Source organism: Sphingopyxis macrogoltabida (assembly GCF_001314325.1).
Lineage (GTDB): Bacteria > Pseudomonadota > Alphaproteobacteria > Sphingomonadales > Sphingomonadaceae > Sphingopyxis > Sphingopyxis macrogoltabida.
Genome location: NZ_CP009429.1, coordinates 1,230,770 through 1,243,914, shown reverse-complemented (window position 1 = coordinate 1,243,914; position 13,145 = coordinate 1,230,770). Strand labels below are relative to the sequence as shown.

The following is a 13,145-nucleotide window of genomic DNA, read 5'->3' as shown; positions in this document are numbered from 1 at the left end:
TCACCGACTCATAAATCGCATCCAGATTTTGGCTGAGGCGAGTTTGACGAGGGCGAGGTAGTTTGCGTCGTGCTTCTCGTATCGAGTTGCGACGGCTCGGAAGTGCTTGAGCTTACTGAAGAAGCGCTCGACGAGATTTCGGTAGCGATAAAGGAAGGCGCTGAATGCCGGCACCTTCCTCCGGTTCGGCAAAGGTTTGATGTTGGCCCAGGCACCTTGTCCGGCGATCTTCTCACGCAGCGCGTCACTGTCATAGGCGCGGTCGGCAAGGAGGATCTGATCCTCGCCGATCGCGTCGAGCATGTCGGCGGCGCTGCGGCCATCATGGGCTTGGCCCTCGGTGAGCTTCAGCATGATCGGCAGGCCGTTCGCATCAACAAGCGCATGGATCTTGGTGGTCAGTCCGCCCCGCGAGCGCCCCATGCATCGGGCTGGAGCGTCGTCCCCAGCCTCGGCTTCCTTCGGACCCCTTTTTTTGCATTCGCGCCATGCTGATGGACGCGGATCGAGGAACTATCGATCATCTGAAGCTCGCCTTCATAGGCTCTCGACACCGCCTCGAAGATGCGGTCCCAAACTCCCGCTTTGCGCCATCGAACGAAGCGGTTGTAGCAGGTCGTCGGTGGGCCATAGCGCTCAGGTATGTCCGCCCAAGGCGAACCGGTTCGAAGACGCCAGAAGATGCCGTTCAGCACCCGACGATCATCGACCCTGGCAACTCCGCGCGGCTTGTTGGGCAGCAACGGCTCGATCACCGACCACTCGAAATCCGACAGCTCGTAGCGACGCACGCTCATCATAAGCTCCCTTCCAGGAGCTTGAATCACGACCACCCCAAAAAGGGAATCCCATTTATGAGTTTGTGACCTAGGATGCACAACGGCGCGGGCCACCGCGCCGTTGTCACTTCTGGAGAGCGACAACGCGGCTGGCTCGCAAGAGTGCGCGGGGGAAGGTCGCGAGCATACCGTTTTAGCCGATTTTCGCTCTGACACCCGCAATTAGGAGCCTCCGCGCTGCTTCCAGAGCTACGCCGAAAACCAGGTGCGAGACAAAGCCGCGGAGGTGCGTCGAAGCTGCGACCTCCGAAGCGGGGGGACTGAAGCCCAACGCCGGCATCGCCATCTCGTCGGCGACCAGCGACACCGCCGCTCCGTAGGCGGTTCCGAACCCAGCGCTGGTCTCTGGGCGAACCTCCACCGCGGCTCCGTAGAGAGCGCCGAGAAACATCCCAAAGCCGTAATGAACAGCTGCTCCGGCGGGCTCGCGATATTCCTCCGGCACCGGCTCCCCTACGGTTGCTTCCGTTACAGCGTCGGCCACCTTGACGGTGTTGGGCTCGTCTCCGACGTCCCTCTCGCCGGATGCCACTTTCCAGGCGTCGTGGAACTCGGACATTACCCATGAGGCCATCAACCCTGCAGCCGCGCCCGCCACAGCGCCTTCGATTACGCGCTTTGTGCCCACATCCATCTCTCCCACGCCTTTGTCTAAAAGCTCATTCTAACCGTAGCTCGCGCCGTCGTCGGCGCACCAGGCATGATGTTGTTGTCGTTGTAGGCGGACGAGAAATAGTTGCTGTTGAGGAGGTTCTCGACGTTGATTTGCGCCTCGATCTGGGGGGTGAGCTTGAAGAATGCGGCAGCATCCACACGGGTGAAGGCGGGCAGGACGGCGGTGTTGCTGATGGAAGTGAAGCTCTTCGACTGGTGGTAGACGCCGACGCCGGCCCCGAAGCGAGGGGTGAAGTCGTAGCGGGTCCAGAGCGAAGCCTGCTGTTTGGGAACCAGCGGTACCTCGCGCCCGGCCGGGGCCGCGCTCGTCGTCTTGCGAATCTTCGCGTCCTGCAGTGCATAGCCCGCACTGACCTGCCATTGGGGTGTGATCGCGCCGCTCAGGCCGAGCTCAAGCCCTTTGCTGCGCTGCGCGCCCGTAAGCACCGTCCGCGTGGCGTCGTTGGGGTCGGTCGCGCGGGTGTTGGTACGGTCGAGGCGGTAGACAGCAGCGGTCAGGTTCAGCGTTGGAAAGATATCCCATTTGAGGCCAAGTTCGTAATTGTCGAACTTCTCCGGCTCCAGCGCGGCGCTTGTAATGTCGAGCGATGAAAACTGATCGCCCGACTGGGGCAGGAAGGACCGGCTATAGCTGGCGTAGATCGAGACGGGTTGCACCGGCTTCAGCACCACCCCCAGACGGGGAGACCAGAGAGTGTCCGTCCGGCTATAGCTCTGCCCGGCGACCAGGTCGTCGACGCTGAGCTTGAAGCGGTCGCGGCGAACGCCGCCGATGACATCGACATGTTCGCCGATCGAAATCTGGTCCTGCACATAGAAGGCAGTGGCGTCGGCATTTGTCCGGATCGACCGGTAGCCGGTATTGGCGGTGGTGCGCAGCGTCACCGGCGGCACCGTGATCCGGTCGGCCAACCCCACAAAGACACGCCGCCCTCCATTGACGATATCGCCGCTTCCGAAAAAGCCGTTGATCCGCTGGTTGCGCGTGCGCTGATCACCAACTTCAAAGCCGGCGAGCAGCACGTGGCGGACGGGGCCGGTGGTGACGGTCCAGACAAGGTCGTTCTGGTTGAAGAAGTTCTTGCGCGTCGTGGGATCGCTATAGGCTTCGATGCCGACGCTTTGGATGCCGACGCGCGGCGTGACCGGGGTCACCGCAAAGGCGTTCCGATAGAGCTTGTCATAGTCGCCGTACAGGACCCGACTGGTCAGGGTCAGGTTGTCGCTGAACCGATGCTCGATGCGCCCGCTCAGGACCTTGGCCTCGAAATCGCTGACGTTGAAACCCGGAACACCGAAGAAGGTGTCGCGGAAGCCGGTGAGGGGGCGTGACGGGCTCGTCAGAGAGCCCTGCGCAGCCGAGGGGACGCCTCGATCGATCGTGCGCTTGTCATTGTTATATTCGAACCCCAGGTCGATCCGGGTGGTGCCACCGAGGGATAGGGCAAAGGTCGGATTGATCGCAATCCGGCGTCCGTCGTAGAAATCGCGGTTGCTGTTGAACTCCTCGTAAACGGCGTTCAGCCGAGCGGAGGCGGATTCGCCGATCGGCTGGTTGATGTCGGTGTCGACATACCATGCGCCATATGTGTCCGCCGAGCCGCTGCCGCTGATGAAGGCGTTGGCAACGGGGCGCTTGGTGACGCGGTTGACGATCCCACCCCCACCGCCGCGCCCGAAGATCATCGCGTTGGGGCCTTTCAGGACCTCGATCCGCTCTGCATTGTAGAGGCCGCGGTAATATTGCACATCGTCACGCAGGCCGTCGACGAAGAAGTCCGCGGTGCTGTTATTGCCGCGCAGGATGATCTGATCGCGGTGGCCCTCGCCCTGAGAGATCACCGCGCCGGGGACATAGCGAAGCACGTCGGCGATCGAGCGCATCGCCTGGTCGTCAATCTGCGCCTCGGTGATGATCGACGCCGCCTGCGGAACGTCCTTGAGACTGGTCGGTGTGCGGGTGGCGGTGCTGGTCGCGTCGACTTGGTAGCCGTCCCGGACGCCGGTGACGATGATTGTTTGGCGGGCGTCCGTAGCCGGGATGGCTGGCTGATCCTGAGCCGCTGCGGGCACGGCCATCATTCCAAGGCCTAGCGCACCGCATAATCTACTTTTCCTCATTTCACCCCCTTTGCGAATCGTTCTCAATCATTGACGCGCCCTATGCTAGATGCGAATGCATCGCAATAGCGACTCTGATGAAATATGGGCGATGACGGTGATGGTGCGCATGGACCCCAATGCAGGGGACGCCGAGCGGATCGTGGTGCGGCTGCTGCGCCGCTACGCGGCGTGCCGGCAACTCGGTGAGCAACCCCTGCCGCCGCTCACCAGACTAGGGGGCGAGTTCGGGATTCCGGCTCCTGCGGTGGTCGCCCTGGCCAGCGTTTTTCAACTCACTGAAGGATGCCTTGGCCGGGCATTGGTTGCCGAATGCTGTTGTAATCCAATGCTCAGCGCGGACGAGCGCGCGCTGTTGCTGCTTCTTACGCGAACGTACGCTGAGCCGGCTTTGGGCAGCTCAGATATACCGCAGGGTTTGCCAGGTGCGCTTGTCTGGGCTGTTGCGAGCGCACGCCGGCTTCTCAATCCATCGTTTCCAGAGCGGATGAATGGCGCCAGCCAGCCTTCAATGGCAACGTGTACCTCCGCAAGATGACATGAAGGGTCCAGCCACGATTTCCCCCCTGTCTAGCATGTGATAATGTCCTATCTCCCGTCTCCCGCGAACGCTCGTTCGCGGGAGAGCCGCACCGATGGCGGCGGAAGGCTCTGGAAATGGCCCTTCAGCCTCCGAAAACAGTCCCTCGGTTCAGTCTCCGAAATCCGGCTAGGTTCTGGCAAGGTTCAGGAGAAGGCCTTTGCTCGTCGGCTATGTGCGCGTGTCCACCAGGGATCAGTCCCTGCCCCCCCAACGAGACGCGCTCCGGGAAGCCGGGTGCGGGTGGGTGTTCATGGAGACGCCGTCGGGAGCGCAACGCGACAGCCCGGAGTTGAAAGGCGCCCTTGACTATCTCCGTGCCGGCGAGAAGCTGGCGTTGTGGAAGCTCGACCGGCTGGCGCGCTCCGTCCGACAGTTCGTTGAGACGGACGAAGATTTCGCCAAGCGCGAGAGCGGTCTTCGGGGGCTCACCCGGGCGATCGACACCACCAGCCCCGGCGGGCGGCTCGTGTTCCACGGCGACGGGCGGAGGTGAGGTTGGCTAGTTTATCAACGCCGCTCAGATGCCCGCAATGTGCCGCCGCCTGCACTACGTCAGGGTACTCTGGGCGGTGGCTGAGATGAAATGGCGGCAAGCGGCGGTATTTGGTCGCGTCCGTCAAGGTGGTGTAATTTCGGCTGTGGCCGTGGGCCATCGTCAGGCGGCTTTGGCGGTGATGTGTAGGGGCTGATTTTCCTCCTCGATCATGGGTTGGTTGAGTTCGGCCATGCCTTCGATCTGCATGTATCGGTGCTGGAGCTGCCACTCGTCGTTCTGCTCCATCAGCACAGCCCCGACGAGGCGGATGATGCTGTCTTCGTTCGGGAAGATTCCGACGACGTCGGCGCGGCGCTTGACCTCCTTGTTGAGCCGCTCGAGCGGATTGGTTGAGTGTAACTTCGTGCGGTGCTGGGTGGGAAAGCCGGTGTAGGCGAGCACGTCGGTTTCGGCCTCGTCCATGCAGGCGCCGAGCTTGGGCCAACGGGTGCGCAACTGGTCGGCGACCTGTCGCCAGACCTGCGTTGCGCTTTTCTGATCGGGCTGCAGGAAGACCTGGCGGATCGCGGCGGCGACGACAGTGTTCTGGCCCTTGGGCACATAGGACAGGGCATTGCGCATGAAGTGCACCCGGCAGCGCTGCCAGGTGGCGCCCATGACGCGGGTGATCGCGCCCTTGAGGCCCTCGTGAGCATCGGAGATGACCAGCTTCACGCCGGTAAGACCGCGCCGAACAAGGTCCTTCAGGAAGTCGGACCAGAAGACCTCCGCTTCCGAGGGGCCGATATGCAGGCCGACGATCTCGCGCCGGCCCTCGGTGTTGACGGCCATGGCGATTATTGCGGCAACGCTGATGATCCGCCCGCCTTCGCGTACCTTGAGATAGGTGGCATCGAGCCAGAGATACGGCCATTCGCCGGTGAGCGGGCGTTTCAGAAAGGCATGGACGCGCTCGTCAATGTCCTTGCAAAGCTTGGAGACGGTGGACTTGGAGATGCCGGTCATGCCCATGGCCTGGACGAGTTCATCGACCCGCCGGGTGCTGACCCCGCCGATCCACGCTTCCTGGATCACCGCAACCAGCGCTTTCTCGACCATCTTGCGGGGCTCAAGGAAGCCCGGAAAGTAGGACCCAGCACGCAGCTTGGGGATTTTCAGGTTCAGCGTGCCTACCCGGGTATCCAGCGAACGGTCGCGATAGCCGTTGCGCCAGGTCGCGCGCTCGCTGCTGCGTTCGTGGCGACCCGCGCCGATCAGGCCATCAACGTCGGCCTCCATGATCAGCTGCAGCACGTTCTCGGCGATGGTGCGCAAAAAATCCGGTTGGCCGCCCTTCGCAGCAAGCTCTTCGATCAGTAATCTGTCCTCGGTCATCGGGAACTCCTCTTCGTCACGGTTGAAGTGTGCAAACTCCACCATAACGATGAACCCGGTGGCCACCAGCGACGCCGCATTCCGGGGTGGGGCATGCCCCACCCCGGAATACACCATCGCCTACACCGGAAATTACACCACGAGCGCGGACGCTAACCGGTATTTGGCGCGCCCCGCCGGATAAACATAACGAATATGTGTCGCCGTTTGCACTACCCTAGCAACGCCTGAGGCCGCCGCTCTCCGCAAATGACCGCCGCATCTGTGCGTAGACGCTACTGCTAACGGCGAGAGGTGGCCGTATACCGACAGGCCGGGTTGAGTTTGCCGCGCGCAAGTACCGGGCGTTCAAAAAGGCGATTGGCCGTCGCCGACACCTAACGACCGGCTACCTGCAGGAGACAATTCGGCGCCCCCTGCAGAATCGACCCATGTCTTTTGGCCGATACTTGTCGCCTCTCTTTATCTAAGAGGCAGAGCGCCAGCACGGCGGCGCCGAATGGGGCGGATAGTGTGGCGAGCCTGCGGCCGCCGCAATTAGCGAATAGCAAGCGGTTCTTGGCCGCACATGCGCGCCGATCGGCCAACCGCGGTTAGCCGCTAGCCCGCCAGGTGGTCGTGGCTCCTTTGGGAGGCACTATGAGGCAAGCGCATCGAGAACTGGGCAATCAGGAACGACTTCCCCCGAACATTGTGCGGCGGTCGCGGCCAGGACAGCTTCGATGCGCTTCAAGTCCCGGATTTTATTGCGTACGTCGGCAAGATGAGCCTCGGTAAGCTGCTGGACTTCGGCGCAGGTCTGGGTGCCCCTGTCGACGAGACGCAGCAAGCCCCGGATATCTTCGATGGAGAAGCCGAGCTCTCGCGCGCGTAGGATGAAGCGGAGCCGCGATACGTGTCCTTCGTTATAGACGCGATAGCCGGCGGCAGTGCGCGGGGGATCGGGCATCATGCCGATCTTCTCGTAATAGCGGACGGTCTCGAGATTGCAGCCCGTATGCTTTGCCAGCTTGGCGCGGTGCAGCCCTTCCTCAGGATTCCCGGCGGTCACGTTAAAATACCTCTTGAGCCTGTAGTCCATACAGACCTTATATGGTTCTTGAACGACAGCCAAGGTGATTCGCGATGGACGATGTCAAAGTGTATGAAGCAGGCTTGGATCCGGCGCCTTCCCGGCCAGCCGCCCGGAAGGGATGGTTTGCAGCGGGTGGAGTAATGGGCGCGGTGCTGGCGTCATCCTGCTGCCTCGCCCCGCTCGTGCTTCTAAGCCTTGGTGTGTCTGGAGCCTGGATCGGCAATCTCACCGCCCTCGAACCCTTCAAGCCCTATTTCGCGGCGGTGACGCTGGTCTTCATCGCGCTCGGCTTCTGGCACGTCTATTTCCGGACCGCGCCGGAATGCGTCGACGGCTCCTACTGCGCTCGGCCGCGCTCTTCGATCATCACCAAGTCGGCGCTCTGGATCGCAACCGTCCTGATCGCCCTGGCGCTGACGATCGATTGGTGGGCTCCGTACTTCTACTGAGCCGCCCCGTTCTACCTAGAGAGGATATACTCATGAAACGACCCTTCATCATTGCCGCCGGCGCAGTTGCGCTGACCAGTGCGGGAATCATCTCCACGGCGGCTTTCGCGCCGTTTGCCGCGCAACCGGCCAAAGCGGCGCCTGCCCGCGCTCAGACCGCGACCTTCGCGATCGAGAACATGACCTGCGCCACATGCCCAATCACCGTGAAGAAGGCGATTGCAGGCGTCACAGGCGTCCAGGCCGTCAATGTCGATTTCGATGCGAAGACCGCGACGGTCAGGTTCGACGCGTCCAAGACGACGATTGCCGCCATCGCCAGGGCCTCAACCAACGCGGGCTATCCGGCGCGCGCGACGAAGATCTGACGCGGGTGAAAGACCGGACGCTGCTCGGCGCCGGGCTTATCGGGACGGCGATAGTAGCGCTTTGCTGCTTCACGCCGGTGCTTGTGGTGCTGGCGGGCGTGGTCGGCCTGGCGGCGATCGTCGGCTACCTCGACTATGTCCTGCTGCCCGCGCTCTTATTCTTCGTCGGTCTGACCGCCTACGCCATGTGGCGCCGGCAACGGCGCTAGACGAGATCATGATTGTCGAGCCCGGAACTGCCGCGCCGACAAGATTAGCCGACCCGATCCGATGAGGAGGACACGCATGAGCGCATATGACTTCGACCTGATAGTGATCGGGGCCGGAACCGGCGGCAATGGGGTTGCCCGGATGACTGCTGCGGCGGGCTGGAAGGTCGCCAGCATCGACAGCCTGCCCTACGGCGGAACGTGCGCTCTGCGCGGCTGCGACCCCAAGAAAATGCTGGTGGCGGTGACCGAGGGCGTTGACTGGGCGCAGAACCTGAAGGGCAAGGGTCTCGAGGCTCAGATCTCTGTCGATTGGCCGGACATGATGGCCTTCAAGCGCAGCTTCACCGACGCCATGCCGCGGCGCATCGAGACCGGGCTTGAAAAAGCGGGCGTCGCGACGCTGCACGGCGACGCTCGGTTCACCGGCCCCGACACGATTGAGCTGAACGGGGAAAGCCTGCGCGCGCGGCATTTCCACATCGCCACCGGCGCGCGGCCGATGACGCTGAACATCCCCGGCGAAGAGCTGTTGATCACCAGCACCGACTTCCTCGACCTGCCGGAGCGGCCGGACCGGGTCGTCTTTGTCGGCGGCGGATTCATCGCCATGGAATTCGCCCATATCGCGAAACGGGCCGGTGCGAGCGAGGTCACGGTCTTGGAGATGATGGAGCGGCCGCTCGGCAATTTCGATCCCGATCTTGTCACAATGCTGGTCGAGGCCACCGCCGAACTCGGAGTCGCTCTGCGGACCGAAGCGAAAGTGTTGAAGGTCGAGAAACAGGGCGGCGAACTCGCCGTCTCGGTCGAGACGCCGGGCGGCATCAAGGTGGTTACCTGCGATACCGTGGTCCACGCCACCGGGCGTGTGCCCAATATCGACGGACTGAACCTCGCCGCCGCCGGGGTGGAGCATGGACCGCGTGGCATCAAGGTCAACGCCTCGATGCGCACCACCAATCCAAACATATTCGCCGCCGGAGACTGCGCCGACAGCGGCCCCAACCTGACCCCGGTTTCAGCCTACGAAGGCCGGATCGCCGCCAAGAACCTGCTGGCCGGCCACGACGAGCGCAGCGTGTCCTACCCGCCGATCCCGAGCGTCGTCTTCACCCTTCCCATGGTTGCGACGGTCGGACTGTCGGAGACGGCTGCGCGGGAGAAGGGACTAAAGTTCGACACCCACTTCGAGAAGACACAGGGCTGGTATTCTTCGCTGCGGGTCGGGGCGAAATGGACGGGCTACAAGATTCTTGTCGAACGGGAGACCGGCCGAATCCTTGGCGCGCATCTGATGGGGCCGGGGGCCGAGGAACAGATCAACCTGTTTGCCATGGCGATGGGGGCAGGCCTGACCGCCAACCAGATCAAGGCAGTGATCTTCGCGTATCCGAGCTACGCCTCAGACATCGGCTCAATGGTGTGACACATGCCTTTTGGGGCATCGCCACAGTCGCGGCCCCCATGAATATAGAAGGAATGCGACAGTGGACAATCAAGTGGACGCCCGTGACTGCTGCACTACCGGCGGGTTCGAAGGCCGAGCTTTCGACATCGCCGTGATCGGCGCCGGATCGGCCGGCTTTTCCGCCGCGATCACCGCCGCCGAGCAGGGTGCCAGCGTCGCACTGATTGGCCACGGCACCATCGGCGGCACCTGCGTGAACGTCGGCTGCGTTCCGTCGAAGACGATGATCCGTGCAGCCGAAGCCCTTCACGGCGCCGGCGCCGCAAGCCGTTTTCCGGGTCTCGCCGGAGAGGCTCGCGTCACTGACTGGCGCCAGCTGATCGCGGCCAAGGATAATCTCGTCGCCACGCTTCGGCAGAAGAAATATATCGACCTTCTGCCCGAGTATGACGGCGTCACCTATCTAGAAGGCGCGGCCCGTCTGGATCGGAATGGCGTCGCCGTGGATGACCGGGTCATTGCCGCCCGAAAGATCATCATCGCGACCGGCTCCGCGCCCGCCGTGCCGGATATTCCAGGGCTGGCCGACGTGCCTTGGCTGACGAGCACGACTGCACTGGAGCTCACCGAGCACCCACGCTCGCTTCTGGTCATCGGCGGCGGCTATATCGGCTGCGAGCTCGCCCAGATGTTTGCACGCACCGGGACCAACGTAACTCTCGTCACCCGCTCCCGGCTGCTTCCGGAGGCGGAGCCGGAAATCGCCGAAGCGCTGACCCGCTATCTGGCCGATGAAGGCGTCACGGTTCGCACGGGCCTGGCCTATTCCCGGATCGAACGCCGCGAGGGCCAGGTCGCGCTCACCATCGAGGTGGACGGCAAAGCGGAAACGCTGATCGCCGAACAGGTACTGGCGACGACAGGCCGCACGCCCAACACGGCCGGCCTTGGCCTCGGTGCAGCGGGCGTCAAGGTGGCGACGAATGGTGGAGTCGTCGTCGACGAGCGCATGCGTACATCGAAATCCGGCATTTACGCCGCTGGTGACGTGACCGGGCGTGACCAGTTCGTCTACATGGCGGCCTATGGTGCGAAGCTCGCCGCGCTTAACGCTCTCAACGGCGACAGCCTCGCCTATGACAATGCAACGATGCCATGGGTCGTCTTCACGGATCCGCAGGTTGCTGGCGTCGGCCTGACCGAGGCCCAGGCCAAGGCGCGAGGCTTTGCGACGAAAGCATCAGTAGTGCCGCTCGACCAGGTACCGCGGTCGCTCGCGGCCCGCGACACGCGGGGATTGATCAAGCTTATCGCCGATAAGCAATCCGATCGTCTGCTGGGCGCGCAGATCCTCGCGCCCGAGGGAGCTGACAGCATCCAGACGATGGTGCTAGCGCTGAAGTTCGGGATGACCACCAAGGAATTGGGCGAGACAATCTTTCCCTATTTGACGACCGTCGAGGGGCTGAAGCTTGCGGCACAAGGATTCGGCAAGGACGTGTCCAAGCTATCCTGCTGCGCCGGCTAACAGTCGATTACGATGATTGGGCCACGACGGTTGCCGCATTGCCAAGGGTCGCCGCAAACGCGCGCTATCCATCTATCTCAGACGCTTACAAGCGAATTCGCATTCTGGGAAGCTCGGCAGCACTCGCCGAGGTCCGGAATGGCCGCACAGCTGCCTCCGTGTAGGTGATGCGAACTCCCGTACCGCCGATGACCGCCTGGCCTACTACGCTGGCGTGCTTGCAGCGGACCTTTAGTGGAATACGGCGGCACACGGCGGTATTTGGCGCCCCGCCCTGGATAAACATAACGAATACACATCGCCGTTTGCACTCCTATAGAACCGCCGCCGCGCGCCTGTAGCCGCCCTATGGCGTAGTGCGACGCCGCTGATTATTCGAGAAGCATCGGGGGTAGGATCAACGGCCCACACTTTCGAGCCTCCCGATGGCAAGTTGCCTCTGCCGCCGCCGTAGATACCGCTTGGTCGGATTGCGTAGTGCAATTACCTCGGCAGATGAGGGGAACGCGATTGAATCCTTGGCCAGTGATACCCGCCGACGTTGTTGCCTGGTTCCGTGGCGGTTAGCGTCCGCGCTCGTGGTGTAATTTCCGGTGTAGGCGATGGTGTATTCCGGGGTGGGGCATGCCCCACCCCGGAATGCGGCGTCGCTGGTGGCCACCGGGTTCATCGTTATGGTGGAGTTTGCACACTTCAACCGTGACGAAGAGGAGTTCCCGATGACCGAGGACAGATTACTGATCGAAGAGCTTGCTGCGAAGGGCGGCCAACCGGATTTTTTGCGCACCATCGCCGAGAACGTGCTGCAGCTGATCATGGAGGCCGACGTTGATGGCCTGATCGGCGCGGGTCGCCACGAACGCAGCAGCGAGCGCGCGACCTGGCGCAACGGCTATCGCGACCGTTCGCTGGATACCCGGGTAGGCACGCTGAACCTGAAAATCCCCAAGCTGCGTGCTGGGTCCTACTTTCCGGGCTTCCTTGAGCCCCGCAAGATGGTCGAGAAAGCGCTGGTTGCGGTGATCCAGGAAGCGTGGATCGGCGGGGTCAGCACCCGGCGGGTCGATGAACTCGTCCAGGCCATGGGCATGACCGGCATCTCCAAGTCCACCGTCTCCAAGCTTTGCAAGGACATTGACGAGCGCGTCCATGCCTTTCTGAAACGCCCGCTCACCGGCGAATGGCCGTATCTCTGGCTCGATGCCACCTATCTCAAGGTACGCGAAGGCGGGCGGATCATCAGCGTTGCCGCAATAATCGCCATGGCCGTCAACACCGAGGGCCGGCGCGAGATCGTCGGCCTGCATATCGGCCCCTCGGAAGCGGAGGTCTTCTGGTCCGACTTCCTGAAGGACCTTGTTCGGCGCGGTCTTACCGGCGTGAAGCTGGTCATCTCCGATGCTCACGAGGGCCTCAAGGGCGCGATCACCCGCGTCATGGGCGCCACCTGGCAGCGCTGCCGGGTGCACTTCATGCGCAATGCCCTGTCCTATGTGCCCAAGGGCCAGAACACTGTCGTCGCCGCCGCGATCCGCCAGGTCTTCCTGCAGCCCGATCAGAAAAGCGCAACGCAGGTCTGGCGACAGGTCGCCGACCAGTTGCGCACCCGTTGGCCCAAGCTCGGCGCCTGCATGGACGAGGCCGAAACCGACGTGCTCGCCTACACCGGCTTTCCCACCCAGCACCGCACGAAGTTACACTCAACCAATCCGCTCGAGCGGCTCAACAAGGAGGTCAAGCGCCGCGCCGACGTCGTCGGAATCTTCCCGAACGAAGACAGCATCATCCGCCTCGTCGGGGCTGTGCTGATGGAGCAGAACGACGAGTGGCAGCTCCAGCACCGATACATGCAGATCGAAGGCATGGCCGAACTCAACCAACCCATGATCGAGGAGGAAAATCAGCCCCTACACATCACCGCCAAAGCCGCCTGACGATGGCCCACGGCCACAGCCGAAATTACACCACCTTGACGGACGCGACCCCGTGGCGTCTTCGCGGACGCAAACCGCCACGT

General features: G+C 62.7%; 13 protein-coding genes. 8 read left to right on the top strand and 5 right to left on the bottom strand.

Features of this window, described 5'->3' with window-relative positions:
• The 3 genes from LH19_RS27810 to LH19_RS06040 form a co-directional block, all read right to left on the bottom strand.
• A protein-coding gene (locus tag LH19_RS27810) for an IS5 family transposase (RefSeq protein ID WP_407696735.1) occupies positions 1-797 on the bottom strand; the annotation gives its coding sequence in 2 pieces (ribosomal slippage) (positions 1-425 and positions 425-797; 798 coding nt in all).
• Positions 798-972: 175 nt separating this feature from the next.
• Complete coding sequence (locus LH19_RS06045; RefSeq protein WP_054725891.1) at positions 973-1,473, bottom strand: DUF1440 domain-containing protein; 501 nt, start codon at positions 1,471-1,473, stop codon at positions 973-975.
• Positions 1,474-1,490: 17 nt separating this feature from the next.
• On the bottom strand, positions 1,491-3,662 hold the full coding sequence (locus LH19_RS06040; RefSeq protein WP_234716097.1) for a TonB-dependent siderophore receptor: 2,172 nt from the start codon (positions 3,660-3,662) through the stop codon (positions 1,491-1,493).
• A 64-nt stretch (positions 3,663-3,726) separates the two neighbouring features.
• Between LH19_RS06040 and LH19_RS28425 the strand changes: the two genes are divergently transcribed.
• Positions 3,727-4,173: a hypothetical protein gene (locus LH19_RS28425; RefSeq protein WP_145923449.1), complete on the top strand. Its 447-nt coding sequence runs from the start codon at positions 3,727-3,729 to the stop codon at positions 4,171-4,173.
• A 202-nt stretch (positions 4,174-4,375) separates the two neighbouring features.
• Entirely contained in the window at positions 4,376-4,711 is a 336-nt protein-coding gene (locus tag LH19_RS06035) for a recombinase family protein (RefSeq protein ID WP_199739963.1), read from the top strand.
• A 162-nt stretch (positions 4,712-4,873) separates the two neighbouring features.
• Here LH19_RS06035 and LH19_RS06030 read toward each other — a convergent pair whose 3' ends face one another.
• Positions 4,874-6,088 (bottom strand): IS256-like element ISSpma2 family transposase, encoded by a 1,215-nt coding sequence (locus LH19_RS06030; RefSeq protein ID WP_006954973.1) that lies wholly within the window; start codon positions 6,086-6,088, stop codon positions 4,874-4,876.
• Positions 6,089-6,725: 637 nt separating this feature from the next.
• Complete coding sequence (locus LH19_RS06025; RefSeq protein ID WP_234716096.1) at positions 6,726-7,139, bottom strand: MerR family transcriptional regulator; 414 nt, start codon at positions 7,137-7,139, stop codon at positions 6,726-6,728.
• Positions 7,140-7,213: 74 nt separating this feature from the next.
• Between LH19_RS06025 and LH19_RS06020 the strand changes: the two genes are divergently transcribed.
• From LH19_RS06020 to LH19_RS05995, 6 genes are all read left to right on the top strand, one after another.
• Positions 7,214-7,612: a mercuric transporter MerT family protein gene (locus LH19_RS06020; protein ID WP_054725884.1), complete on the top strand. Its 399-nt coding sequence runs from the start codon at positions 7,214-7,216 to the stop codon at positions 7,610-7,612.
• Between the two features lie 32 nt (positions 7,613-7,644).
• Entirely contained in the window at positions 7,645-7,980 is a 336-nt protein-coding gene (locus tag LH19_RS29170) for a heavy-metal-associated domain-containing protein (RefSeq protein ID WP_054725882.1), read from the top strand.
• A gap of 5 nt (positions 7,981-7,985) precedes the next feature.
• Positions 7,986-8,189, top strand: coding sequence for a mercury resistance system transport protein MerF (gene merF / locus LH19_RS29165; protein ID WP_201030916.1), 204 nt, complete (start codon positions 7,986-7,988; stop codon positions 8,187-8,189).
• A 76-nt stretch (positions 8,190-8,265) separates the two neighbouring features.
• Entirely contained in the window at positions 8,266-9,618 is a 1,353-nt protein-coding gene (locus LH19_RS06005; protein ID WP_054725878.1) for a dihydrolipoyl dehydrogenase family protein, read from the top strand.
• A gap of 61 nt (positions 9,619-9,679) precedes the next feature.
• On the top strand, positions 9,680-11,128 hold the full coding sequence (gene merA / locus LH19_RS06000) for a mercury(II) reductase (protein ID WP_269465200.1): 1,449 nt from the start codon (positions 9,680-9,682) through the stop codon (positions 11,126-11,128).
• A gap of 719 nt (positions 11,129-11,847) precedes the next feature.
• Complete coding sequence (locus tag LH19_RS05995) at positions 11,848-13,062, top strand: IS256-like element ISSpma2 family transposase (RefSeq protein WP_006954973.1); 1,215 nt, start codon at positions 11,848-11,850, stop codon at positions 13,060-13,062.
• Positions 13,063-13,145: the final 83 nt, after the last annotated feature.

Excerpts from the sequence above, each read along its gene's own strand:
- LH19_RS06045 (WP_054725891.1), bottom strand. The coding sequence starts at position 1,473 with ATGGATGTGGGCACAAAGCGCGTAATCGAAGGCGCTGTGGCGGGCGCG.
- LH19_RS28425 (WP_145923449.1), top strand. The coding sequence starts at position 3,727 with ATGACGGTGATGGTGCGCATGGACCCCAATGCAGGGGACGCCGAGCGG.
- LH19_RS06030 (WP_006954973.1), bottom strand. The coding sequence starts at position 6,088 with ATGACCGAGGACAGATTACTGATCGAAGAGCTTGCTGCGAAGGGCGGC.
- LH19_RS06020 (WP_054725884.1), top strand. The coding sequence starts at position 7,214 with ATGGACGATGTCAAAGTGTATGAAGCAGGCTTGGATCCGGCGCCTTCC.
- LH19_RS29170 (WP_054725882.1), top strand. The coding sequence starts at position 7,645 with ATGAAACGACCCTTCATCATTGCCGCCGGCGCAGTTGCGCTGACCAGT.
- LH19_RS06005 (WP_054725878.1), top strand. The coding sequence starts at position 8,266 with ATGAGCGCATATGACTTCGACCTGATAGTGATCGGGGCCGGAACCGGC.
- LH19_RS05995 (WP_006954973.1), top strand. The coding sequence starts at position 11,848 with ATGACCGAGGACAGATTACTGATCGAAGAGCTTGCTGCGAAGGGCGGC.